Genomic DNA, 24,413 nt, shown 5'->3' with positions numbered 1-24,413 from the left:
GCTAGAAAGGAATTATGCCAGCATGTTATCGCTGGCATTCATGTTAATGTGGCTACCGATGTATTGTTGAACACGAAATGTACAGCAAAGATCAACACGCCCTAATGATATGGGGTTGAATCTAGCAATTAAAACCAGTTTGTTGATCAAAACAAACTAGCAGAGCTTTAATTCCATCTGATACAAGGGCCACGTTTTGCCATTGAACTCTTTGACGCTCGGCTCTTTGTCGACCACCTGAAAGCCGGCTTTGTCGTAGCAACGTTTTGCTCCGATATTCTGTTGAAAGACCGCCAAGCTGATGGTGGTGACATCAGGGATTTGTTTCGCAGCGTCTAATGCACTTTCTATCATGGATTGCCCAAACCCTTTGCCTCGTTGGTTTGGGTGAATGGCCACTCGGCAGAATCGAAGTTCACTGTCTGACATACGTTGAAACTCCATAAACCCGATCAGTTCTGAGTTATTGCCGTTCGAATTCAGTTCAGAGAGAGCACTAGATTCAGAGAAGGTATAGAGCTCGACATGGGGCTCTTGAGAACGTTCGATGATGGAAGAGGCCTCTAACGGCCAACCAAAGGTTCGCCCTCCCCACAGTACGTAGTCTTCGAGGGATGTAAACCAAGTGACGATCTCGTCGGCGTCGGAGGCTTTAAAGCGGTTTATTTCCATATCCTTTTTCTCCTTGTCGTGTGTCCTTTTTCTAAACCATTAAACTTCCGTACTCAACTGCTCAAGAAAGCCACGCATGTAGTCGGTGCGCTTGTTGGCTTCTAACTTGGCGGACTCTGTATTCATGGTTTCAGCGAGCTTAAACAGCTTCACGTAGAAGTGGTCGACGCTGTAATGCTTGTCATCCAAGTCACGATGTTCAACGAACGGGTCTTCGTGGTTATACAGCTCGGCGTTAAAGCTCTGACCCACATACAAGCAGCGAGCGATGCCAATTGCACCGAGAGAATCAAGGCGATCCGCATCTTGGACGATCTGAGCTTCTAAGGTTTCAGGTGTGATGTTGGCGCTGTAGCTGTGCGTGACAATGGCATGATGGATCTCATCAAGATAGGACGCGGGATAGTCGATAGATTTGAGGAAAGAGATCGCCTTATCTGCTGCCATTGTTGAGCTTTGGGCCCTGTCTGGGTGGTTCTTAGGAAAGGTGAAGCAATCATGAAGATAAGCAGCAGGTAACACGACTTCAAGCTTAGCTTGTTCTTGAGCACACAAAGCCTTGGCGGTTTTGACTACGCGTTTGATGTGGCTGCTGTTGTGCGCTGCATCTTGTGTCATTTCTTGCTGTGCAAACTCAAGCAGTTGGTCTTCAAACTTTTCCTTCACGCGTCTCTGTCTCCATATTTAGACGTTAGCAATCTTGCTGATTACTTAGCATTTATCCCAAATCGACTTTAACAGTTTCAAGCGCGAGTTTTTATCTTTTATAAAAAGTATATCAACAAAAAAACCGACTCTGTGAGTCGGCTTAATAGAGGGGCTTGTCTACGTTGATAAAAGCATTATCAACGGCAGTCAGAGCTTAAGCTGCAGCTTGTTGAAGCTGTGCTAGCACATCATGCAGAGAAGGGCTGATGGTGTGTCCAAGCGCTTTCACTTCGTCACATGGCTCTACTAAATCAGGGATCTGGAAGCTGATCATGTTGGCTGCCATAGAAGCGCGAATTCCGTTGTTCGAATCTTCGAACGCTAGGCAGGTTTCAGGCGCAACACCTAGGCGTTCAGCCGCCAGCAAGTAAATCTCTGGGTGAGGCTTGCCGTGAGTCACTTCGCAGCCTGTGCTTAATGAAGTGAAGTACGAATCTAGGCCAGCCAGCTCAAGCTTCTTCTTTGCGATATCAAGCTGAGTGGAGGTCGCCACCGCGATTGGAATGTCATTCGATTTTAGCCATTCAAGCAGCTCAATCACGCCATCTTTTACTGGGATTGCTTGGTTTTTAACAATTGCACTGTAGCGCGTGCGCCATTCATTATTCAGCGCTGGGTAATCTAACCCTTCACCGTAACCATTTCGAAAAATCTGTTCGATGGTTTTTGCGTTACAACCAATGATGCCTAGGTAGACATCTTGCAAAAACGGAACACCTTGCGCGTGACATGCTTCTTCAAAAACCTGCATACAAAGTCGCTCGGTGTCGAGCAGCAGCCCATCCATATCAAAAATAGCAGCTTGAAAATTCATATCCGTGGTTCTTAATGTGTTGTCATCGTGAGGGCGGGTATTTTGACATAGTGTCTAGTGATAGGCGAGTCAACGTTCAGTAAGAATATATCCAATCGGCTCGGCAATATGCTTCTGCATGACTTTAAATGTGATTGGTTGTGGTTGAAATAATATCGTTCAGTTATGAGCCTTGTGTTTTATAGGCCATCCAGATCTAACAGAAACAATTATGATTATTCCACATAACAAATCTAGCTTGTGCGTCTGGCTTCTTATTACATTTCATAAACTTACAGGTCTGTTTACGTGACCATAATCTTATAAAAAACAATTACCGGGAGCCTGCAATCATAGTGTGACCAAGCAATAAGTAAATGGCTGAGCTTAGGGAGAAAATAACATTAGTCCACATTTTTAGCAGGGTTGCTTATGTTGTATTTTGAGTTTCTATTTTTATTAGTCGTCCTTTATATCGGATCTCGGTATGGCGGTATTGGCTTAGGTGTTGTTTCTGGTATTGGTTTGGTTATCGAGGTGTTTGTCTTCAAGATGCCACCAACGTCTCCACCTGTCACCGTGATGCTGATCATCCTCGCCGTTGTTACTTGTGCTTCGATTCTCGAAGCGGCAGGTGGTTTGAAATACATGCTGCAAGTGGCGGAAAGGGTGCTTAGAAAGAACCCGAAACGCGTTACCCTGATAGCTCCGTTCGTGACTTACTCGATGACTTTCTTATTGGGTACTGGCCACGCGGTTTACTCCATCATGCCGATCATTGGCGATGTTGCACTGAAGAACGGTATTCGTCCTGAGCGTCCAATGGCAGCTGCGTCTGTCGCGTCTCAACTAGCTATTACCGCATCTCCAATTTCAGCCGCTGTGGTGTACTACCTCGCGCAGCTTTCTGATATTCAACACTCTATTACACTGCTTTCCATTTTGATGGTGACGGTGCCTGCAACGCTGTTTGGTACGTTTTTGCTTTCTTTGTACAGCCTGAAACGCGGCAAAGAACTGAACGACGATCCTGAATACCAAGCTCGTCTAAAAGATCCTGAGTGGAAAAAGCGTATCGAAAGCACTACTGCGACGTCTTTGGATGAAGTGCTGCCAACCTCGGCTCGTAATGCGGTTTTGATTTTCCTATTGTCGATTGTGGTGATTGTTATCGTGGCGATGGTGCCTGAAATCAGAACCATCGTTGACGGCGACAAGCCAATCAAGATGTCGGTGATCATCCAAATGATGATGCTCTGCTTCGGCGGTATCATTTTGCTGGCGACCAAAACTGACCCGCGAGATGTGCCAAACGGTGTGGTATTCAAATCGGGAATGGTGGCGGCGATTGCGATCTTCGGTATCGCTTGGATGTCGGATACCTACTTCCAATACGCAATGCCTCAGTTCAAGTCTGGCATCGTGGAAATGGTGACCAACTACCCATGGACGTTCGCACTAGCGCTATTCATCGTATCGGTTGTGGTGAACTCTCAAGCCGCTACTGCGCGTATGATGCTACCTGTTGGCCTTGGCTTAGGACTAGACCCAGCCTTGTTGATCGGCTTAATGCCAGCAGTTTACGGCTACTTCTTCATCCCGAACTACCCATCAGATATCGCAACGGTTAACTTCGATGTGTCTGGCACTACCAAGATTGGTAAGTGGTACTTCAACCACTCATTCATGTCGGTTGGTTTGATCGGTGTAGTCGGCGCATGTTGCTTAGGCTACGCACTGGCACAGATTTTTATCGCTTAATTGTCGCTTAATCGACTAGCGAGATAAGAAACGAGAAACAGCGCCTATTGAGGCGCTGTTTTTGTTTCTGACGCTTGAAAAGGTATGTGAATTAAGTAAAAGGCAATTTAGATCAAAATATTAGCTAATATTATTAGTTGTAAGTGGGGTTGTGGTGATATAACGCTATTTTTGTGAGACGAAGAGGCACTAATGATTACTAACTTTGAGCAATTAGAGCAAGATATGGCATCCACTCCATCGTTTGATGGTCAGTTAGCTAAACTGGTCCACCTCAAGAACAGCAATGGAATGAGTGTATCCTTCATGGATATTGGAGCTACTTGGCTGAGTTGTTCTATGCCAGTGAATGAAGTAGCTCGAGAGGTGTTACTTCGCTCACCCAATATGGCTGAACATATGGAGCAGAGCTCTTATTTTGGTGCGATTGTTGGACGTTTTGCAAACCGTATCGCTAAAGGCCAATTCGAACTTGAAGGGAAGCGCTACCAACTCGGGGTTAATAATGGTGAAAACTCATTACATGGTGGAGTAGAGGGCTTTGATAAAAAGCGTTGGAGCATTGTTGAACAAAGTGCACAAAAGGTAGTGTTTACTCTTCATATCAAAGATGGTGATCAAGGGTATCCGGGTAATCTTGGTGTCAAAGTTACCTATTCTCTAACGGATGACAACCAAGTATCTATTTCTTATGAAGCCAATACTGATAAGACTTGCCCCGTTAACTTAACCAATCATGCTTACTTTAATTTGGCTGGTGAGGCTTCTGGTTCGAAAAGCTTGGATCATGTATTGCAGTTGAGTTCAGGCCATTATTTACCAACAGATCAAGGCTTAATACCAACGGGAGAAATAAAGGCGGTAGAGGATACGAGTTTTGATTTTTCAAACGCAAAGCTCATTGGGCGGGATTTTCTGACTGAGTCGGACCAGAAAATGGCTGGTGGTTATGATCATGCTTTTGTGCTTCAGCCTGAAGTGACCGATGGAGAGTCGGTTGCAGCGGTTCTGGTTGCACCTGCAAAAGAAGTCGTGATGAAGGTAAAAACGACGAAGCCTGCTATTCAGTTTTATTCGGGTAACTTTCTAGCAGGGACGCCTGGTAAGAGTAAAAATTATGAGTTGTACGATGGTCTTTGCTTAGAAACCCAATATTTTCCAGATGGTCCTAATAAGCCAGAATGGGGACCTAACCGCGGGCTCCTGAAATCTGGAGAGCTTTATCAACATCAGACGGTTTATCAGTTTAAGTTTTAGGCCCTAACTATTGGTGGGCTATGTGCCCACCTTATCCGATGGTGTTGAGGATGTACGAATAATCAATTCTCCTTCCACTTTTCGTCTACTGGATAACAAAGGCTGAGCCTCAATTTGCGCCATTAAGGACTCAATCGCTAGCTTGCCCATATCTGAGTAAGGTAATTCAACGGATGTTAACGCAGGAAAACTTTCCGATGCGATTTGTTGGTTATCGTAGCCAACGATCGCGACATCTTGAGGGATCTTAAGCCCTAGTTCAGCCAGTGCTTGATAGCACCCCATCGCCATGTAATCACTGCCACAAAAGATAGCTTCTGGTGGTTGAGCTAACTTAAACAAAGCTAATGTCTGCTGATGTGCTTCTTTTAATGACCAGTTGGCCTCTGCTAAGTAATTGCTGTTCGGGACAATATCGGCATCAATTAGTGCCTGACGGTAGCCTTCACTGCGTTGTTGGCTCGCAAGCATCCAGTTTTCGCCTGTGAGCATAGCAATACGACAATAGCCTTGTTGGATAAGGTGAGAGACCGCTTTGTAAGCACCGATCATATCGGCAGGTAAAATGCTTGGTGCATCGCTATTGCTTTCGTTTGTGCAGTTTAGGAGCACGGTTGGCAGAGGCGTATTGACCCGTTGTTGTTCAAGTTCACGAGTCATGCTCGATGCGTACACCAAGCCTGCATAATCTCCGCTGTTGATTTCCACTTCAATTTTGCTCGCTAGCACTTCATCGTGGCTGTAATTGAAGATCACTAAAATAAAGTCGTTCGCCCAAGCCTCTTCACGCGCTGAGTTTATAGCATCAATAAAAGGGTCATAACTCGATAACCCGTTGACAACCAGTGCTATTTTATTAGGTCGACCCAGCGCATGAGCGACTTTCTTATTTTTGTAGCCAAGTGATTCGGCGGTATCGAGCACTTTACTTTTTGTGGTGTCTGCAATTTTTACAGACGTTGAACCATTAAGTACCAGTGATACCGTTGATTGAGACACACCTGCCGCTGCAGCAATGTCACTCATAGTGATTTTTTTAGCCATCGTAAATTTCAACTCAACTTAGTTAGCTAAAGATATTAGCTAATTATCAGCTTTCGATCACCTGTTAAAGATGGGGATCACAAAAAGTTGTCCGAGCAGTCTGATAGTTGTGATTGCTCACTCGTTTTTAATCTTAGATAGTAGCGATAAAAATGCAGCTCATTATATTAGCTAATATTATTAGTTAATAATTTAGTTTCAAGGTGAGTAAGATGAAAAGATGGTCTGAAGACAAAGCGTGGCAATGGCAACAACAACATGGATGGTTACGTGGATTTAATTACTTACCAAGGACGGCTGTAAACTGGAACGAAATGTGGCAAGCAGACTCATTTTCACCAGAAATAATGGAACAAGAGTTGGCTTGGGCGAGAGAGGTTGGCTACAACACGCTGCGTACCAATTTGCCTTTCATTGTGTGGCAAGTCGACCGCCAAGGACTGCATGAGCGCATTGATCATTTCTTAGATATTTGTGAACGAAACCAGATTAAGGTAATGATGACCCCAATGGATGATTGTGGATTCTCCGGTGACCATCCGTATCTAGGTCAACAAAAAGCCCCCGTCCCTGACCTGCATAATAGCCAAGCTGCGGCCAGCCCAGGTCGTAATGTTGTTATGGATAAGTCACAGTGGGGTGACGTTGAAACTTACATCCGTGACATTATCTCGACTTATAAAAACGACCCGCGTATTGCGATTTGGGATCTGTACAACGAGCCTACCAACCGTATGATTTTTACCACCAATGGTGAGCTAGCTTACGATGAAGAAATGGAGACGTTTAGCCACGAGTTGATGGAAAAAGCGTTTGAGTGGGCGCGCGATGTGAACCCGACTCAGCCCCTAACGGTGGGTGCATGGCATTGCCCTAGTATTCTCGACCGTAGTTTGCCTATTTTTGAGCATCCAACCGATCGCCGAGCGATGGAGCTATCGGACATTATCACTTTCCATGCTTATCTTCCGTTGGATTTGTTCCATGAAGCGCTGAAAGTTGTGCAAGCGCACAATCGCCCGATGATGTGTACCGAGTGGTTAGCACGTCATGCACAATCTTCCTTACATGAACAGCTGCCAATTTTTAAAGATAAGAATATTGGCTGCTATCAATGGGGATTAGTGAAAGGTAAAACACAAACGCACCTTCCTTGGCCTGAAATTAAACGCAATGACGTTAACTATGCCAGTCAGTGGTTCCACGATCTGCTTGATGAGCAAGGACAGCCATATGATTCAAGCGAAGTACAGTTGATTCAAACACTCGCAGAGGTGGAATAACTGTCATTTAGCCGGCCTAGAGAAAAAGGTCGGCTTCTAAACTAGAATTAAATCAATCGAGACGTGAACAATGACTACTATAAAAAATAGATTGAACAATAGAGAGCTGATTTCTTATTTCGGTTATGGCGTGGGCCAATGCTTTAGTTTTGGCTTGGTTGGCTCGTTCATCTTGTACTTCTACACCGATATTCTCGGTATTTCGCCGATTGCTGCGAGTACCATATTTCTTATTGCACGAGTGTGGGATGCTGTTAATGATCCGTTGATTGCTGGCTATATGGATACGTTAGAATCTCGCTTCGGTAAGTTCCGTCCCTACATGTTGTTTACTCCGTTTTTGATTGTATTGGTGACCATCGCTGCCTTCTATAATATCGATGCGGACATGTCGACTAAAGTGATGTATGCGGGTATCACTTATATTCTGTGGGGTACCCTTTACACCATCTCTGACGTGCCATTTTGGTCAATGTCGTCGGTGATGACTGATGAGCCTCAAGAGCGTGCCAAAGCAGCAACGTGTGCCATGTTAGGTGTTAATGCTGGTATTGGCGCAACGCTAGTTATTTTTCCTAAATTAAGCGCATTTTTTGCTGATGGTCGTGCTGATCAAGGTTACTTACCTGCTGTTATCGTATTGATGGTGGCAGGTCTGCTGTTTATGCTGAACGGTTTCTACAATACCAAAGAGCGTATTTCGACGGCGAGCTGTGAAAAAGTAACACTGAAAGATACTTTTCAAGCGGTACGTAAAAACAAGCCATTATTCTTCATCTTGGCTGCATTCTTTATGAATGTGTTCTTCAATCTAGTTAATGGTTTATACATTTTCTTTTTCACCTACAACATGGGCGATGCAGGTTTAGTTTCATTGATTGGTACTATCACTTTAGTCAGTGCTATCGCGTGTTTAGCGACGCCAATCCTAACTAAACGTTTCAAGAAGAGAGATATCTTTATTGCGCTATGTGTGTTGGAAATTATCGCACGTGTTGGTTTTTATCTAACAGGTTATGACAACACAACGGTGGTGATGATGTGGCTGGCAGTAGTAACGGGGCTCTTTATGATGACTAACCCGCTTATTTCAGCGATGATTGCAGATACCGTTGAATACTCTTACTACCATAGTGGTAAGCGTACAGCAGCGATAACTTTCTCTGGCCAAACATTTACAGGTAAATTATCCGTTGCGGTAGCAGGTGGTTTAACAGGTCTGATCCTGACAACTATTGGTTATGTTCCAAATGCGGACCAAACAGAAACAGCATTGAATGGCATGTTCTTTTGTATTGCTTTACTGCCGGCTTTAGGGGCTTTGGTACGTATATTTATTATGTCTCGTTATACCTTTACTGAAGACCAGCATGCAATTTTACGCGAAAAACTTGAGCGTGGTGAGTTTGCTGAAGGGGTTGTTGATAAGTCAGTAATTACGCACAAAGCGACGTCTTAGTTGTTGAGGTTATTACCACTCATTGCATCCTAGAAAACAGCGCCTAAATTGGCGCTGTTTTGTTTTAACAGGTTTCGTTTATTAGCTTTCAGGAGAGCTATTAACGTGGCTCAAAAGCCAGCGACTGAATTGCTTCTTCAATCGTTAGGAAGTGGATCTTCATCAGGCACACTTCAGCTTTTTGAAACTCGTGGTTTCGAATCAGCTTGGTCACGCTTTCTACTGAATATTGCTCAGGCCGTTTCGCTAGAGACAGTTGATTTGATATCGATTGAAGTGCGTAGCTGTTACCCTCTGAATCAATGAGGTAATCATCTTCACCCAGGATCATGTCTGAGCATTCTGCCTGAAAATCGTTCTCGGATGCGACGTAAATAAGCTCATCATCACCGTCGAGTTTTACCAAAGATGGCCAACTGATCATTACTGCCCTTTCTATGTGCTGCTTACTGCTTTTAATAGTGGTGACGACAAGCAATTATATAAAAGTTATCGTCATCTGCTTTATACACTAATCGATTCTTGTCATCGATTCGTCTTGACCAAAAGCTAGACAGGTTGCCGACTAGTGGCTCCGGCTTTCCAATCCCTTCAAAGGGCGTTCTTTTGGCGGCTTCAATCAACTTATTTAGTTTCTTGAGCGTTTTCTTGTCTTGGGTTTGCCAGTATAGGTAATCTTCCCAAGCATTATCTGTAAATACAATCTTTCGATCATTCGTCATTATTCAATTCTCGAACGGTTGTATTTCCGGCTTCGAGTTGAGCAATAGATTCAGCCAATCTTTCAGCGTTTTTAGGCGAGCTCATTAGGTACAAGGTTTCTTGCATTGAATTAAAATGATCAAGAGACATGACCACTGCATCTTCTGAATCTCGTCTGGTTATTACCGTAACATCAGAATCGTCTACCACTCTATCGAGCACAGACTTAAGGCTATTTCTGGCCTCAGTAAAAGAAACAATATTCATCACTTATTTACCCTGTTGTTTTTGGATATGTTTAATCTTTCTATATACACAGAATAGTTAATCATTCATGAATTAACTATTCTACATGTTCCGCTTGTTGTACATGTTATATCAGAGCTTACACATGATCAACTTATGGTACATGTCATTCATTGTAAATATGCAGAGAGTTACTGACTCAAAATGCTATTTACTCAAAGATCGGCCTAATGGTGCGAAGTAACCTTGCAGGGCTTGGTATATCTGTTCTCGGTGCGCCATATCAGGATACACGGGGTACATATCAGGCTTGGTTGTGCCATCCACTAGATAAGCGTTCTTGATATCGGAACACGATTCAATCACGGATTCAAAAGCGCGCGCCATCATCTCTGTGGGTAGTGAGAAGTAACGGGCAGACATCGCTTTGTCGGCAATCACACTGCGAGCCACATAATCGTGTTTGTCCAAGTTATTGTCGCTAAGCAGTGTGGCATCAAACAGAGACATCAAACTTTCGTTTAATGGATGAGGTCGCACCGTTCTATCGTGCAACCAACAGTCGCTGGCGAACAGGATCTGCTTGCGAGGGCCAGAGGTATCGCCGATTTCAAACGCTTTCTCAGCGATATAGTGGTCAAATGCATGCCAAAACTCGTGAGCGAGCGCGCCAGCTCCGGCATTCTTCGCGAGGGCTAATTCTCGTTGGTTCGGGGCATAGTGTGCTTGTACGCCTTTTCTGCCGCCACTGCCGAACGCTAAGCCTAATGTGCCGCGAAGGCCAATCGCTTCTGGTGGCAAAGCCAAGATGTAAGCCAAGTCGGCTAGCGAATCGAATATCAGATTTGCGGCCAACTCTTTTTCTTCTTTCGTCACCCAAGCACCCACACGAATGCTGCCCATACCGAAGGTCTGTTTGATGTCCATAAAAGACACCTGGTCGCCGTGCCGGTAGTCTGGGCCTTCGCGCGTTTTGTATTTAAAGTGAGTTAACTTCAAAAGGGTCCTTGGAAACAGACGTAAGAATGAATGGGGTGCTCAGCGAGATGCACTTGTGTGAGATGCATCTCTTGGAATTAAAGGACGTTAGCACTTTTGATAGCAAATTGCCGAACAAAATTAGTTTAGATTGAGTTCGAAAGCTTCCCATGAAGTTGGGTTACCTTCACGAGTGAGTGGAAAGAGTGGCTGTTGTGGTTTTGCATAGCTTAATCGGTGCAGTCTTTGAGTTACGTGGTAGCTATCAAGCCCTGATACCGTGACCAAATCCAACGCTTCTAAATCAAGGTAGCCATCCGGCATCACGGCGCGTTTGGGTGCGTGAATCGTTATAACTTCACCGATCAACATTTGCGTTTGATTGCTTTCGATTGTTATCTGTTCTTTGAACGCTAACCCTATCTTTAAACTGCTCTCCAAGACGAAGGGAGCGGGGAATGTGTCGTCATAATAGGCCGTTAAGCCGACCGCGTTGAATTCTGAGACTGGTTTAGGGTAGCGAGCCGAGGTTTGATGGGCCTTTTTAACAAAGTCAGCACCAATGCTGTTAACGGTGAAGTACTTAGTTTCTAGGATGTTTTCTAGCGTATGACGTCGGCTTTTATCTGGGCGAACAATAAAACCAAGCAGCGCGGGATCAGACCCTAGGTGAATGACAGAGCTCACTATCGCAAGGTTTTCAAGCCCCTGTTTATCACAAGTACCAATTAGGTTGGCGCTTTTAAATCCAGATAGGGAGTTAACCAAACGAATGCGGTGGCGCGGGTCCATTGTTTGGATATCTTGTTTAGAAAGGGTCATGTCCTTCATATCTTCTCTTCTTCTCATTTATTGTTATCTTCGAGCATGCTCACTAACGGACTTATATGTACGAAGAATCCGCTTTTATCGATCAAAGAGCGCTTATTGGCCGTGGGCAGTTTGTCTCTTTTATCTCTGCTACAGCACAATGAACGAGATCCTTTGCATAGATTTACGTACGTTGACGTCCCTTTACATCACAGGAGCTAAAGTAATGATGTCGTCTTTATGAGTGTTAACAAATGAAAACAGTCCGCAATATCATTTGGGCAATGATTGCCACAATGTCAGCCTTTTGGTTTGCGATGGAACCGCAATTATTCGCTTCAAGCGATGTCTTTGAATGGCGCTCAGCCATGATTCAGTACTCAGGTATTTTGTCTCTGGTGTTAATGTCCATCACAATGATCTTGGCGATGCGTTTGCCTATGGTTGAGAATTGGCTGAAAGGTATGGATAAAGCATATCGAGTCCATAAATGGCTCGGTATCGGTGGTGTTGCACTGGGTGTGACACACTGGTTGTGGTACCAAATACCTAAGTCATTGGTGGTGTCTGGTGTGTTAGATAAGCCTGTTCGACACTATGGTTCAGGGCCGCAAGCTGTTTTGACTGGATGGGAGTTATGGGTCAATGAATTACGCGGTATTGCTCAGAGTATTGGCGAGTGGGGCTTCTACTTGTTGCTCATTTTACTGGTGGCGTCACTATGGGCGGCAGTGAAGTACAAACCGTTTAAATTGTCGCACCGTCTGATGTCGGTTGCGTACCTGTTTATCGCTTTCCACTCAGTAATCCTGCTTAAACGAGCGTATTGGGGAGAACCTATTTATTATCTAACTGTGGCATTTGCTTTGGCTGGGTCTATCGCAGCGATTTACAGTTTGTTGGGCTTGGTTGGGCGTCGTAATCGTCACTCAGCGACGATTATCTCGACTCGCTATTTTCCACAAGCTGAAGTGATGGAGCTGGTGTTAAAACCGGAGGCATCTTGGCAAGGTCACAAAGCTGGGCAGTTTGCGTACTTGCGTTTCGGTAATGAAGACCCGCATCCGTTTACCATTGTTTCTGGCAGTGATGATCCAGAGCTGCGCTTTTTGATCAAAGAGCTGGGTGATTTTACTAATGGCCTATATGAACGAGTGAAAGTGTGCGATGCGGTTACGGTTGAAGGACCCTATGGTCGACTTTATTTTGACCTAAGCAAGCCACAAATTTGGATTGCTGGTGGTGTCGGGATAGCGTCGTTTTTTGCAACACTTGAAGCGCTCAAAACAGAACGAGATCATCCTCGTATTCAACTGTTTTATTGTACTCGCGGTGTTGATAAGCAATTAATCGATGAGTTGTGGCACCTAGCACACGCGGTTGGTGTGAAGTTGACCGTGATAGATACCTTGCACTCACCGCGGCTAAACGCCGGAAGAATTGTCAATCAATGTGGCGACCTCAACGAGTACGAGATGTATTTCTGCGGGCCGGAGTTGTTCTCTACATCACTGAAAAAAGAATTAGACACCTATCAATTTGATATTGAAAAGCACTACCACGAAGAGCTGTTTGTGATGCGTTAAAGCCAACTATTGGAGCTGTGATTGTTAAATTAGTCAATCGGCACAGTGTAAAAAGGCGTAAAGTCACTCAATTTGTTATTGCAGCGGTTTGCTATTGAGCGATACCATATAGGGCTGTTTCTTTGGTAAAGATGTAATTATGTCAGATGAAAAACTCGCACTCGAATGGATGCGCCAACAAGCTCATAAAGTTGACCCATACGTTATCGATCCATCGTTTGATGAATGCGTTGAGTTGCTTGATCCTGCCTTCAAGAAAGGCAAGAGTGTTGCTCAACTCAAGTATCTGTTATCAGAAGCAGATCGCCGAGCGGGCGCGGCAGAACGTAAGCATGCGGCTTTAAAATACGCCAAAGAGAAAAGCCCAAATGCTGGTCAGATTCTGCGTCTACAAAGCAAACTTCAACAAGTCCAGTTGGCGTTGAAATTGGCGACTGGTGACAACAACATGACCATCTCTCAGTTCTGTTCAGAGTATGACGTGACTAAGCGTGACGGCAATACGGCATGGAATGAAAAGTTGGTGGAGCAGGGGAAGAGAAAGTAGTCTTTTAAACGCTTTATTCTTCTATAAACTGTCACGTTAGTTAATGTCATACACTTTTCAAAAAACGACCTATTGTTATCAATGAACGCCTTTCTAAAGCCTGAGAAATCGCTTCTCAGGCTTTAATTTTTATAGCCAACCTGTTGCATTTTTTAGCGCCTTTCCTAATTCTCGTACTGGATTTTCTCTCTATTTTTCTGAGATATCTAATGTGCGCGATACACTATTTTTCGCCCATTAATCAATTTCACTTGTGACAAAGTTATCAGAATTATGCATTTTCGGTAACGTTCCCGAAATTATCGATCTATCATCCACTCAGATACAAAAGTGAAGTAATCAACACGACTGATTTCTATTTCTTCTTCGATATAGAGCTTATACATCAAAAGTATAAGCCGAAATGTGCTTACGAATTGTTTTGGGAACGTTTGCAAATAATCCAAAGCAATTAACGTGAGAACATCAGAATGAAACGACACATTTTAGCGGTTGCTGTAACAATGGGGCTAATGACTACATCGGTATTAGCAAGTGAAGACGTTGCAGCATTAGAGCAACGTATTAATGAATTAGAACAAAGGGTTGCACAAACAGAGCAGGTCTCTACCGAGGCCAATGAAAAGGCTTCTTCGTTTGAGTTTCACGGCTATGCTCGCTCTGGGTTATTGATCAACGACGACCTAAACGGCGCGACAGGTACTGGTCCTTACATGACAGCGGCGGGTGCCATTGGAGCTCCAATTGGACGTCTTGGTGTTGAAGATGATCATTACGTTGAAGCGAACTTGATTCATAAGCGATTTGCAGACGATGGCTCTAGTGCTTTGTTTCGCATCATGTTGGCCGACAGTACTGAGACAAATAACGAGTGGACTGCCAGCGAAAGCCAGTTGAATGTGCGACAAGTGTATTCAGAACTGAACCGTCTGAGCATGTTCTCTGAATCTGAAGCGTTTTCTGAAGCAACGTTTTGGGCGGGTAAACGATTCGATCGCGACAACTTTGATATTCACTTTTTCGATTCGGATATTGTCTTCTTATCAGGTACTGGTGCGGGCGTTTATGACGTTCAGATGAGCGACAACTGGAAAGCGAATTTCTCTATTTATGGCCGAGATTTTGGTGAGATTGATAGCTCGTCAACAGATGTAGAAAACTACATTGCAACCATGAATAACCGTATTGGCCAATGGCAAGTGATGTTGAGCGGTATGACCTCAGCAGACAACGATAGCCGCCTAAATGGCGCAGCTGAAAGCGGTGTACACGCAATGTTTGCGTACCATGGAGACAACTTCTTTGGTCTGAGCGAAGGCTTCTCTAAAACGGGTATGTTAGTGGGTAGTGGCCTAGGTGCAGAGCTAAAAGGCATCGGTTCAAATGGTGATCTACTGGATGACGCGAAAGCCGTTCGCCTGTTTAGCTACGGTGTCACTCGCATTGGCGACAACTGGCGCTTAGCACCTGCATTAATGGCAGAGCATAGCCAAGACCGTTTGAAGAAGAATGACGAGTTCACATGGGCTTCTTTAAACGTTCGATTAGCTCAAGAGTTCACAGAGAACTTTGAGATGGTTTACGAAGGTTCATTGCAATACATGGATTTAGACAACTCGACAGAGCAAGCGAGCGGCGGTTTCTACAAAGCGACAGTTGCACCAACACTCAAGCTTTCAACTAGCACTGGTTTCTTTGACCGACCAGAACTGCGTTTCGCTGTGAGCTATGTGGATTGGAGTGAAGACCTAAATGGTTACTCGATCAGCACTGAAGCAGATGCTGCAACGATGGGAGAGGGCGGCGAGGTTCTGTTTGCACTGCAGATGGAAACTTGGTTCTAATTGCTTGATATATCGTTTAGATAGAGAGTGTTACTCATGATGTGATAGTCGCATCAGCAAATGCCAACCTTATCGTTTCAACTCGAAGGTTGGCATTTTTTATCTTGGGATAACCTGATCTCTGAAATAAATCGCTAGCAAGACTCTCGGTCAATAGTGGTGAAGGTCAACACCATCTTGCTCATTTCAAAGCCTTTTTTCTCAATACGGTCGAGTAGCAGCTTGGCTCCATTTTCTCCCGCTTTATCAAACGCATAGTTAAACGTAGACAGCGTTGGTGTGCATACTGAAGCGAGCTCATCGTCACCTACACCGAGCACCAATATATCCTTTCCTGGAACGAGCCCCGCTTCCTGAATGGCTCTGATCGCACCGATTGCGATACGGTCAGTGGCGCAGAATAGGCCGTCGAGCTTGGTGTGCTCCTTGAGATACTGCTTCGCCAGTTGGTAACCTGATTCTATGGTGAAGTCGCCACGGGCGTGAAATTGCAGTGTGAGGTCGTTAAATTGAAGCGATTGAGCGAAGCCTTCCGATCTCATCTTATCAACCGCAATATCATCACCTTGCACACCGATGAATCCCATATGCTTACAAGCTTTCGCTATGAGGCGATTACCCGCTTCAAACCCTACGCGAGTGTCGTCGTGCACAATGCTTGGGATGTTAAACATTGACCCGTCTTGACCAACCAATACCACGGGTACGGCAGAGCTTTGAATCGCTTTGACTAATTGGTTGTCGAGGTGGGTCGCGTACAGGATGATACCTTCAACACGCCTCTGGTTAAATATCTGAATATATTCAAGTTCTTTATGGTGTGTTTGGTGTGTGCTCGCTAATAATACATGCTTGCCCGCTTGCTCTAAGACGGCGGTTAAACCATCGACACCCTGAGAGGTGGCATGGGAAGAAACCCTAGGAACAATCACGCCAACCAGGTTGGTTTTTTGGGACTTTAAGTCTTTAGCGACTTGGTTTGGGAGATAGCCACACTCTTCAACTGCTTTACGCACCTTCACCTTGGTCGCGTCTTTTACGCCATACTCATCATTGATTACTCTTGAAACCGTCGACTTGGAAACTCCAGCGAGACGAGCGACATCATGAAGACTAGCCATTATTCATTATCCAATTGTAATTTTAGTTTTGGGATTGTTTGCAAACAGAGCATCAAATTTACCTGTTATTAGGGGATTTTAACCCTGTCTTCTTATCCTAGGGAGATAATTTGAAGATCATTCTCACACTATTGAGCAGTTATCTTTGATCATTTGTTATTTCTAGGCAAAAATTTGTTTTGCAAACGTTCCCGAAAATTCAAAAGCTCAAATGATAATCCAATGGGGTATGTAATGAATTATCCAAAAATAGCAAAAGAGCTGCTTTCTCTATTAGGTGGTAAAAGTAATATCACCGCACTCGCACACTGCGCGACTCGTCTGCGTCTTGCGGTTGCAGACCAAGATAAAATTGATGAACAGGCGATTGATAACCTAGAAGGGGTTAAGGGCCAGTTTAAAGTGGCAGGTCAATATCAGATCATCTTTGGCTCAGGCATCGTAAACCAAGTTTATGCTGAGTTGGCTAAGCTGACTGAAATGACGGAAATGTCGACCAACGATGTGGCGTCTGCAGGTGCTGACAACCAAAATATCCTGCAACGCGCGGTGAAAGGCCTGTCTGATATTTTTGTACCAATCATTCCGGCGATTGTTGCTGGTGGTTTGTTGATGGGTATCTACAACCTATTGACGGCTCAAGGCTTATTCATTGATGGCAAATCTTTAATCGACGCTAATCCGGGTTTGACCGACTTAGCAAACATGATCAATACATTTGCTAATGCTCCTTTTGTGTACTTACCTATTTTATTAGCATTTTCAGCGAGTAAGAAGTTTGGTGGTAACCCATACCTTGGCGCGGCTTTAGGTATGTTGATGGTTCACCCAGACTTGCTTAACGGCTGGGGCTTCGGTGGCGCATCAGTGTCGGGCAGCATTCCGGTTTGGAACATTTTAGGTTTCGAAATCGAGAAAGTAGGCTATCAAGGTTCAGTACTACCCGTTCTTGTTTCTGCGTTTATTCTAGCGAAAGTTGAGCTTGGGCTGCGTAAAGTTATTCCTTCGGTTCTGGATAACTTGCTAACGCCGCTATTGGCGATTTTCATAACTGGTTTGTTAACATTCACGATTGTTGGTCCATTTACTCGTGATATCGGCTTCCTGCTTGGTGACGGCCTAAATTGGTTATACAACAGTGCTGGCTTCATTGGCGGTGCGGTGTTTGGTTTGATTTATGCGCCGTTTGTTATTACTGGTATGCACCATAGCTTTATCGCGATTGAAACTCAGTTGCTTGCGGATATTGCAACAACTGGTGGTACGTTTATCTTCCCTATCGCGGCGATGTCTAACGTGTCACAAGGTGCAGCGGCACTGGCGGTTGGTTTCATGAGTAAAGATAAGAAAATGAAAGGTATCGCGATTCCTTCTGGTGTGACCGGTTTGCTTGGTATTACTGAGCCTGCAATGTTCGGTGTGAACTTGAAGCTTCGCTACCCATTCATTGCTGCGGTTTGTGCAGCTGCGGTTTCAAGCGCGTTTATCACTATGTTCAATGTGAAAGCACAAGCATTGGGGGCGGCGGGTATTCCTGGCATCATCTCAATATCACCAGAAAAGATTGGCTACTACGTGGTAGGTATGATTATCGCGTTCGTGACTGCCTTTGCTCTGACCGTTGTTTTAGGTCTGCGCGAGCGCAGCAAGCAAAACATTAAAGCAACAGCTTAACGTTTATCCCTAGAAGTGAAGCCCCCCTTTTCACTTCATTTCCTAAGCTTTGGGGTGCTAGCTAGGTGATTTGGCTTAGCTAGCCTTTTTATATTTTTACATGACAGCGTGAAGTGTCACCTTGCTTTTGGTTGCTACTGCTTTCGATTGCCATCGCTTTCAGTTGTCATGATTTTCAGTTTTAAGGTAAGAAAGATGAATCAAGTTTGGGTAACTGGAGACGCCGTCGTCGACCTCATTCCGGAGACTGACGCGACATTATTGAAATGTCCGGGCGGTGCGCCTGCTAATGTCGCGGTAGCGATTTCTCGCCTTTTAGGCAAAAGCGCATTTTTTGGCCGAGTGGGTAACGATCCGTTTGGCACTTTTATGGAAGTGACTCTGCAAAAGGAAGGTGTGAATACCGAGCGTTTGGTGAAGGACCCTGAACAACGCACGTCAACCGTGGTGGTCGATCTTGATGACCAAGGCGAGCGTAGCTTTACGTTTATGGTTAAGCCAAGTGCCGACCAGTTTATGTCTGTTGAAGACATTCCCGAATTTAAGAAAAACGAGTGGCTACACGTCTGCTCGATCTCTTTGGCTAATGAACCAAGCCGAAGCAGTACCTTCGAAGCGATCCGACGTATGAAAGCCGCGGGCGGTTACATTAGCTTCGATCCAAACCTTCGTGATGAAGTGTGGCAAAACCCATCTGAAATTAAGTCTGTAGTCATGAAAGCGGTTGAATTGGCTGATGTGGTTAAATTCTCAGAAGAAGAACTGGATTTCTTAACCGATTCAACTTCGATGGAACAAGGTTTGGCTAACATTGCAGATCTTAACAACACGCTTGTTCTGGTTACGCAGGGCGCGAAAGGCGTTTGGCGAGTATTTGAAAACCAAGGTGTGTTGATTTCAGGTCGCTCAGTGACGCCAGTGGATACCACGGGTGCAGGCGATGCTTTTGTTGGCGGTTTGCTTGCAAAGCTTTCTCAAGATGATGAGTGGAACAATCAACAAGTCGTCGATTCTGCAATTCAGTGGGCGAATGGGTGTGGTGCACTGGCGACCACGCAAAAAGGCGCAATGACCGCACTTCCAACGCAAGAAGCTCTTACTCAGTTTATTCAAAAAGACTCTTCAAATACGAATGCCGTAGAGGAGAGTGTATGAGTTTGAACTCGAACTGGACAGTAGAGCAAAGATATCGCCGTATAGAAGATATTTCTCTAGAGAGTATTGATGCGATGGTAGAGCTTCGCAAACAAGACTCTGGCTATCCAAGCTACCATATTGCGCCTAAGTTTGGTCTGCTTAATGATCCGAATGGTCTGTGTTTCTTTAATGGTGAACACCACCTATTTTACCAATGGACGCCAGTTGGCCCCGTCCATGGTATGAAGTACTGGTACCACCTTTCTACCAAAGACTTCGTTCATTTCGAAGACCACGGCATTGGCTTGCACCCAGACCAAGATTACGACTCTCACGGTGTTTACTCTGGTGGTGCATTGGTTGAAAACGACAATGCATTGTTGTTTTTTACAGGTAACAAGCGCGATGGAAATTGGTTGCGAGTGCCAACTCAATGTTTTGCCAAGATGTCTGCTGACGGCAAAATAGAAAAGCACGGCGTGGTTATCGAAAACGATCACTACACCGAACATTTCCGAGACCCAAAAGTGTGGAAACAGGGCGGCGATTATCTGATGGTTGTGGGTGCTCAAACGCCTCAAAATACTGGCTCTATGGCGCTATATTGCAGCCGAGACCTGATGAATTGGCAGCACAAAGGTCCAATTCAAACTCGTTACAACAACCTTGGCTATATGTGGGAATGCCCAGATTTCTTTGAAATAGAGAATCAGTCGGTGATGCTGTTTTCTCCACAAGGTGTGTCTAGCGAAAATCCATACGATTTCAAAAATATCTACTCGGTGGCTTATATCGTCGGTGACCGCCTAAATCTCGATTCGGTAGAACTGGAAAACCACCAAGATATTGCGCAGCCAGATTATGGCTTCGATTTCTATGCACCACAGACTTATTTAGATGATACAGGCCGCCGTATTCTGATTGCTTGGATTGGTCTACCTGAGATTAATACACCATCTAATGAGTATCAGTGGGCGGGCATGTTGTCGTTACCACGCGAACTTCAAATCCAAGATGGCTATCTTGTTCAGTCTGCTTTACCTGAATTGAAAGCGCTACAGGGTGAAGCTGTGGTGGTTGAAAATGCTCTTGAATTGGATACAACCAGCTTCATGGTTGAGCTCGAAACTGATACTGACGAGTTTGAGTTTACACTTGCTAACGTTGCGGGTGATAACATCGTGTTCAGTGCTACAGAAAAGGAGTTCATGCTTGATCGCAGTAAGATGTCTCAGCTCTACGCGGAAGAGTTTGGCTCAGTGAGAAAAGCACCGAGGTTGAGCACCAAGCAAACCATCGAGGTTTATGTTGATAAGTCAGTGATCGAAATCTTTATCAATGGCGGTAAGCACACAATGACCAGCCGTTTCTTCATTGATGACTTGAGTTCATTGTCGATGACTGGTGACGTGAACACCGTTTATCACTCGATGAACCCAATTAAAGGGTTGGACAACTAACCTCCGCTTATCTCCATCAAGAAAGCCGCTGATCAACAGCGGCTTTTGTTTGGTCTGCGACATCACTATTGTGCTAACTCTTTGATCTTGTCCATTCCCCGTAGCCCTGAATCTCAAGTCCATTTAGAACAAACAACCAACGCTAAGGTCGAATGTTATTGAAACTGACCTTCTGCGTTCCGTCATCTTTATTCAATAGCTCCACCACATCGCCTTGATAGTAATACGGTTCCATTGGCATCTCGCTGTTGGTCGGCCTTGCGTAATGCAATACTGCTGGCTTCGCGTCAACTTGCTGAGCGAACAAATAGCCAATCAGCGCATGTTCAAACTGGTGATAACCGTTGCCCCAATGGAAAGCTTTGGTGCGTTTTGGGTCAAGCCCCACACCGCCGTATTTGTGGTCGACCCATACATCATGAAAGGTCGGTAACGTGTATTGCAGGACGTCTTTCATCGAACCATCGACAAGTGAAACCGTCATTGCTGCTTGATCAAGTTCCGCCCACTCCCATGATGAAGCCCACTCACTGTGCGGTCTGCTTTGCCAGCCAGTTATCTCTTGTCCTTTCCACGCTTTCTGAAGTTCCTCGCCATAATATTGGGAGACACTCACGAACTCTTTCTGATATTGCGCCTGATCCAAAGTGTATTTCATACCGTCTAAACCAAACTCCGACCATTCAGAGTTATTCAATGTTTGGCCTGTAAGGTAAGTCATCCAATACGCTTTGATGGTGTGTCCAAAATCATTGTGATTAGCATTCGGCATCATCGCTGCTTTATCGTGAATTGCACCGTAGAAGCGTTGTTCATCTTCAGAATGGTATTGGTCAATCATGGCTTGCGTGAGCCAGTTTAAGTCATCAAGCCATTTTGATTTGATGGGCTCTTTGAGCAGAGGAGCGACTAACAACAGGTAGCCGTTTATTTGATCAAGTTGCGCAACCAGTTCACGTCGTTTTGCACTGCCATCTTCACCGTCGGCGAGTACCCAAGCAAGACCGCTGTTGTCGCTAAGTCGATATTTATCAAAGATAAAAGCTTGTTGGGCGATGAGTGCTTCTTCTACCTTTTTGTCTTGGGTCAGGTAGTAGTACATGGCAAGGCCAACTAATGCATACGCTTGATCTTGAGAAGTACGCTGCTGCCAATTCTGGCCTACTTTTCCCTCTTTTGTGTAGCCGATAAAGCCGCCGTTTTGCTTATCTTCTAGCTGATCAATGATGTAGTAGGCTCCTTGCTTGGCAAGCGCTAAAGCCTGCTTATCGCCACTAAGGTGGTAGAGCACGCCATAGGCATAAGTTTGACGTGACTTCATCCGCGTAAACTCTTTGCCAAAGTGTGGCGTGATCCAGCCTTTGTTTAGTTCATGGCACACATCAGAAACATCGAGCAAGGTACCGTCATCACAGCGGAAAGTAGGGAAGTTTCCTACCGGTTCTCCTTGAGCGCTAGGCATTAACCAATAAGGTGCAAGCCCTTCAGTCGCATGGTTGAGCCACTCTTCTCCAGAAGGAAGATGGGCGTTGGCAGATACGGCGAAGCTAGTAATACTGAGTAATGCGATCGTTGCTCGTAACATGATGTTTATCTTAACTATTTGAATTTCTTTGAATATAAACAATCACATCTGCACATTGTGATTAGGCGATCACAATCGACCAAATTAATAAGGTTTAGATAAAAGCTCACAGACTAGTGAGCTTTGGAAGGGTGTCTTGTATTTTATACTGGCTTGCCCGCCTCATCTTCTTCAACCACATCGGTTTCTAAGCTTGCCTCTGCCAGCCATTTTTGTATCGATGGACTGTTAAGCACACGTTGTTGATACTGCGATGCCTTTTCGGAAAGTTGTATTCCATAGGTTTCTACGCGCAATGCGACGGGTGCAAACATCGCATCGGCAATAGACCATTCACCAAATAACCATCCCTCTGGGTATTGTTCCATTTGTGCAGACCATATTGCATCAATACGAGCGATGTCTTTCAGTGCGTCTTCACTCAGTGTGAGCTTTCGTTGTGCGCGGCAGTTCATCGGCATTTCATTTCTGACGGCAAAGAACCCAGAGTGCATCTCGGCGGAAATTGCTCGGGCATGGGCGCGTTCTTTCACTGAGCTAGGCCACGCTGCACCGTCCAAATAGGCATCGTTAACGTATTCGAGAATCGCCAATGAATCCCACACCGCAACATTACCATCAACTAGGGTTGGAACCTTGGCCGTTGGCGTCACTTTCGCCAGAGTGTCGTAAAAATCAGAGGTGAACAGCTTGAGCTTGATGACTTCTGCATTCAGGTTGTAGTTGTCGAATATTAGCCATGCGCGCAGTGACCAAGTTGAGTAGTTCTGGTTTCCAATATAAAGCTGCATCGTTGCTTCCTTGCGTTTGGTGGGCATGCATTTGAGATTAGGGGATTGTATTGCGGCGCACTAACGGATAATTTTGATGCAATACATTAACAAAAACGATGGGTGGTGATTTCAATATGGATATTGATGCTTTGCGAGGCTTTCTCGCGTTTGTAGAAACCAGTAGTTTCACTCGTGCAGCGAAACAGATAAATCGCACCCAATCGGCATTCAGTGCTCAGATGCGTAAGTTGGAAGAAGAACTCAACGTCACTCTTTTCCAGAAAGAAGGACGTAATTTAATACTGACTGAAGCTGGCTTAGCGCTGCGATCTCATGCCGAACAGTTGGTCGCCCTTCACAATACCGCACTTAAGCAAGTAAAGCGTTACGAAGACAAACAACCTCTGCGACTCGGCTGCCCTGAAGACTACAATGACACCATTCTGCCGAAAGTGATTCGCCTGTTGCAGAAAGCAGAACCCACCTGTTCAATCCAAATATTCAGCCTGCCCAGCATTACGCTGAGAGAGTGGTTGGATGACGGCAGGCTTGATGCGGCGATTGTCACCCGAGCGCCCGATAGTGAAGAGGGTTACTGGCTCACTCATGATATCGGAGTATGGATAAGCAGCCCTGATTATGTGTTCGATGAGTCTAAACCAGTGCCATTAGCCTTGTTTCAGACCGATTGTAAGTACCACGCCGCGGCAGTGAATGGCTTAACCAAGCAGGGCACGCCTTATCAGTTATTGGCGTGTAGCAATACTGCTTCAGCGCAGCGAGCGATCGTTAAAGCTGGATTAGCCATTGGCGCGATGGGTAAGCTGAGCGTGACTTCAGATTTGAGAATCCTCGATGATATGCCACCGTTGCCTTCGGTCGATATTGTGCTGATCCTAGCGACCAAGCATCACCCGGTATTGGATAAAGAAGTGCTCAATCAACTTGTGGAGTTGGATTCTGATTAGCTTAG

General features: G+C 45.0%; 23 protein-coding genes. 11 read left to right on the top strand and 12 right to left on the bottom strand.

Annotated features, from left to right (window positions below; all coding sequences use genetic code 11):
* Positions 1-156: 156 nt before the first annotated feature.
* The 3 genes from F0229_RS11515 to F0229_RS11505 all read right to left on the bottom strand — a co-directional run bounded on the left by F0229_RS11515 (position 157) and on the right by F0229_RS11505 (position 2,194).
* Entirely contained in the window at positions 157-672 is a 516-nt protein-coding gene (locus F0229_RS11515) for a GNAT family N-acetyltransferase (RefSeq protein ID WP_171732897.1), read from the bottom strand.
* A 39-nt stretch (positions 673-711) separates the two neighbouring features.
* On the bottom strand, positions 712-1,338 hold the full coding sequence (locus tag F0229_RS11510; protein ID WP_171732896.1) for an HD domain-containing protein: 627 nt from the start codon (positions 1,336-1,338) through the stop codon (positions 712-714).
* Positions 1,339-1,534: 196 nt separating this feature from the next.
* On the bottom strand, positions 1,535-2,194 hold the full coding sequence (locus F0229_RS11505; protein ID WP_017069081.1) for an HAD family phosphatase: 660 nt from the start codon (positions 2,192-2,194) through the stop codon (positions 1,535-1,537).
* Between the two features lie 411 nt (positions 2,195-2,605).
* Here F0229_RS11505 and F0229_RS11500 point away from each other — a divergent pair, with 411 nt between their 5' ends.
* Both F0229_RS11500 and galM read left to right on the top strand, forming a co-directional pair.
* Positions 2,606-3,934: an anaerobic C4-dicarboxylate transporter gene (locus F0229_RS11500; RefSeq protein ID WP_010432780.1), complete on the top strand. Its 1,329-nt coding sequence runs from the start codon at positions 2,606-2,608 to the stop codon at positions 3,932-3,934.
* Positions 3,935-4,126: 192 nt separating this feature from the next.
* Positions 4,127-5,191 carry a galactose-1-epimerase gene (gene galM / locus F0229_RS11495; RefSeq protein ID WP_017069082.1) on the top strand — a complete coding sequence of 355 codons (1,065 nt, stop codon included), beginning with the start codon at positions 4,127-4,129 and terminating at the stop codon, positions 5,189-5,191.
* Between the two features lie 18 nt (positions 5,192-5,209).
* On the opposite strand, the gene F0229_RS11490 is transcribed toward galM, so the two are convergent.
* Entirely contained in the window at positions 5,210-6,235 is a 1,026-nt protein-coding gene (locus F0229_RS11490) for a LacI family DNA-binding transcriptional regulator (RefSeq protein WP_017064985.1), read from the bottom strand.
* Positions 6,236-6,447: 212 nt separating this feature from the next.
* Between F0229_RS11490 and F0229_RS11485 the strand changes: the two genes are divergently transcribed.
* Both F0229_RS11485 and F0229_RS11480 read left to right on the top strand, forming a co-directional pair.
* Positions 6,448-7,518, top strand: coding sequence for a cellulase family glycosylhydrolase (locus F0229_RS11485; RefSeq protein ID WP_171732895.1), 1,071 nt, complete (start codon positions 6,448-6,450; stop codon positions 7,516-7,518).
* 70 nt (positions 7,519-7,588) lie between these two features.
* The gene (locus F0229_RS11480; protein ID WP_171732894.1) at positions 7,589-8,977 is read left to right on the top strand and encodes an MFS transporter; all 1,389 of its coding nucleotides are present in this window, start codon (positions 7,589-7,591) and stop codon (positions 8,975-8,977) included.
* A 100-nt stretch (positions 8,978-9,077) separates the two neighbouring features.
* On the opposite strand, the gene F0229_RS11475 is transcribed toward F0229_RS11480, so the two are convergent.
* The 5 genes from F0229_RS11475 to F0229_RS11455 form a co-directional block, all read right to left on the bottom strand.
* Positions 9,078-9,401 (bottom strand): DUF4144 domain-containing protein, encoded by a 324-nt coding sequence (locus F0229_RS11475; protein ID WP_017067464.1) that lies wholly within the window; start codon positions 9,399-9,401, stop codon positions 9,078-9,080.
* Positions 9,402-9,432: 31 nt separating this feature from the next.
* The gene (locus tag F0229_RS11470) at positions 9,433-9,699 is read right to left on the bottom strand and encodes a Txe/YoeB family addiction module toxin (RefSeq protein WP_017061615.1); all 267 of its coding nucleotides are present in this window, start codon (positions 9,697-9,699) and stop codon (positions 9,433-9,435) included.
* Positions 9,689-9,946 (bottom strand): type II toxin-antitoxin system Phd/YefM family antitoxin, encoded by a 258-nt coding sequence (locus F0229_RS11465; RefSeq protein ID WP_017061616.1) that lies wholly within the window; start codon positions 9,944-9,946, stop codon positions 9,689-9,691. The genes F0229_RS11470 and F0229_RS11465 overlap by 11 nt, the downstream gene beginning before the upstream one ends.
* 186 nt (positions 9,947-10,132) lie before the next feature.
* Positions 10,133-10,924, bottom strand: coding sequence for a CLCA_X family protein (locus F0229_RS11460; protein ID WP_017061617.1), 792 nt, complete (start codon positions 10,922-10,924; stop codon positions 10,133-10,135).
* A 120-nt stretch (positions 10,925-11,044) separates the two neighbouring features.
* The gene (locus F0229_RS11455) at positions 11,045-11,734 is read right to left on the bottom strand and encodes a flavin reductase family protein (RefSeq protein WP_017061618.1); all 690 of its coding nucleotides are present in this window, start codon (positions 11,732-11,734) and stop codon (positions 11,045-11,047) included.
* Positions 11,735-11,967: 233 nt separating this feature from the next.
* Between F0229_RS11455 and F0229_RS11450 the strand changes: the two genes are divergently transcribed.
* The 3 genes from F0229_RS11450 to F0229_RS11440 all read left to right on the top strand — a co-directional run bounded on the left by F0229_RS11450 (position 11,968) and on the right by F0229_RS11440 (position 15,690).
* Positions 11,968-13,299, top strand: a complete 1,332-nt coding sequence (locus tag F0229_RS11450; RefSeq protein ID WP_171732893.1) for a ferric reductase-like transmembrane domain-containing protein — start codon at positions 11,968-11,970, stop codon at positions 13,297-13,299.
* Positions 13,300-13,438: 139 nt separating this feature from the next.
* Positions 13,439-13,846 carry a hypothetical protein gene (locus tag F0229_RS11445; RefSeq protein ID WP_017061620.1) on the top strand — a complete coding sequence of 136 codons (408 nt, stop codon included), beginning with the start codon at positions 13,439-13,441 and terminating at the stop codon, positions 13,844-13,846.
* Between the two features lie 470 nt (positions 13,847-14,316).
* The gene (locus tag F0229_RS11440; protein ID WP_102320859.1) at positions 14,317-15,690 is read left to right on the top strand and encodes a carbohydrate porin; all 1,374 of its coding nucleotides are present in this window, start codon (positions 14,317-14,319) and stop codon (positions 15,688-15,690) included.
* 134 nt (positions 15,691-15,824) lie between these two features.
* Here F0229_RS11440 and F0229_RS11435 read toward each other — a convergent pair whose 3' ends face one another.
* Entirely contained in the window at positions 15,825-16,811 is a 987-nt protein-coding gene (locus tag F0229_RS11435) for a LacI family DNA-binding transcriptional regulator (RefSeq protein ID WP_017061622.1), read from the bottom strand.
* 234 nt (positions 16,812-17,045) lie between these two features.
* Here F0229_RS11435 and F0229_RS11430 point away from each other — a divergent pair, with 234 nt between their 5' ends.
* The 3 genes from F0229_RS11430 to F0229_RS11420 all read left to right on the top strand — a co-directional run bounded on the left by F0229_RS11430 (position 17,046) and on the right by F0229_RS11420 (position 21,082).
* A complete protein-coding gene (locus F0229_RS11430) occupies positions 17,046-18,485 on the top strand; it encodes a sucrose-specific PTS transporter subunit IIBC (protein ID WP_171732892.1) in 1,440 nt (479 codons plus the stop codon).
* 195 nt (positions 18,486-18,680) lie between these two features.
* Positions 18,681-19,640 (top strand): aminoimidazole riboside kinase, encoded by a 960-nt coding sequence (locus F0229_RS11425; RefSeq protein WP_017061624.1) that lies wholly within the window; start codon positions 18,681-18,683, stop codon positions 19,638-19,640.
* Positions 19,637-21,082, top strand: a complete 1,446-nt coding sequence (locus F0229_RS11420) for a sucrose-6-phosphate hydrolase (protein ID WP_017069759.1) — start codon at positions 19,637-19,639, stop codon at positions 21,080-21,082. Before F0229_RS11425 ends, F0229_RS11420 begins: the two co-directional genes overlap by 4 nt.
* 142 nt (positions 21,083-21,224) lie before the next feature.
* On the opposite strand, the gene F0229_RS11415 is transcribed toward F0229_RS11420, so the two are convergent.
* The gene (locus F0229_RS11415; RefSeq protein ID WP_171732891.1) at positions 21,225-22,667 is read right to left on the bottom strand and encodes an N-acylglucosamine 2-epimerase; all 1,443 of its coding nucleotides are present in this window, start codon (positions 22,665-22,667) and stop codon (positions 21,225-21,227) included.
* Positions 22,668-22,810: 143 nt separating this feature from the next.
* The gene (locus F0229_RS11410; RefSeq protein WP_017069761.1) at positions 22,811-23,458 is read right to left on the bottom strand and encodes a glutathione S-transferase family protein; all 648 of its coding nucleotides are present in this window, start codon (positions 23,456-23,458) and stop codon (positions 22,811-22,813) included.
* Positions 23,459-23,556: 98 nt separating this feature from the next.
* On the opposite strand from F0229_RS11410, the gene F0229_RS11405 reads away from it, so the two are divergent.
* The gene (locus F0229_RS11405) at positions 23,557-24,408 is read left to right on the top strand and encodes a LysR family transcriptional regulator (RefSeq protein WP_065584832.1); all 852 of its coding nucleotides are present in this window, start codon (positions 23,557-23,559) and stop codon (positions 24,406-24,408) included.
* Positions 24,409-24,413: the final 5 nt, after the last annotated feature.

The sequence above is a fragment of the Vibrio sp. AIC-3 genome, assembly GCF_013114515.1.
Taxonomy (GTDB): domain Bacteria; phylum Pseudomonadota; class Gammaproteobacteria; order Enterobacterales; family Vibrionaceae; genus Vibrio; species Vibrio crassostreae_C.
The sequence above is the reverse complement of the archived record's forward strand: the minus strand, read 5'-3'. Positions and strand labels throughout refer to the sequence as shown.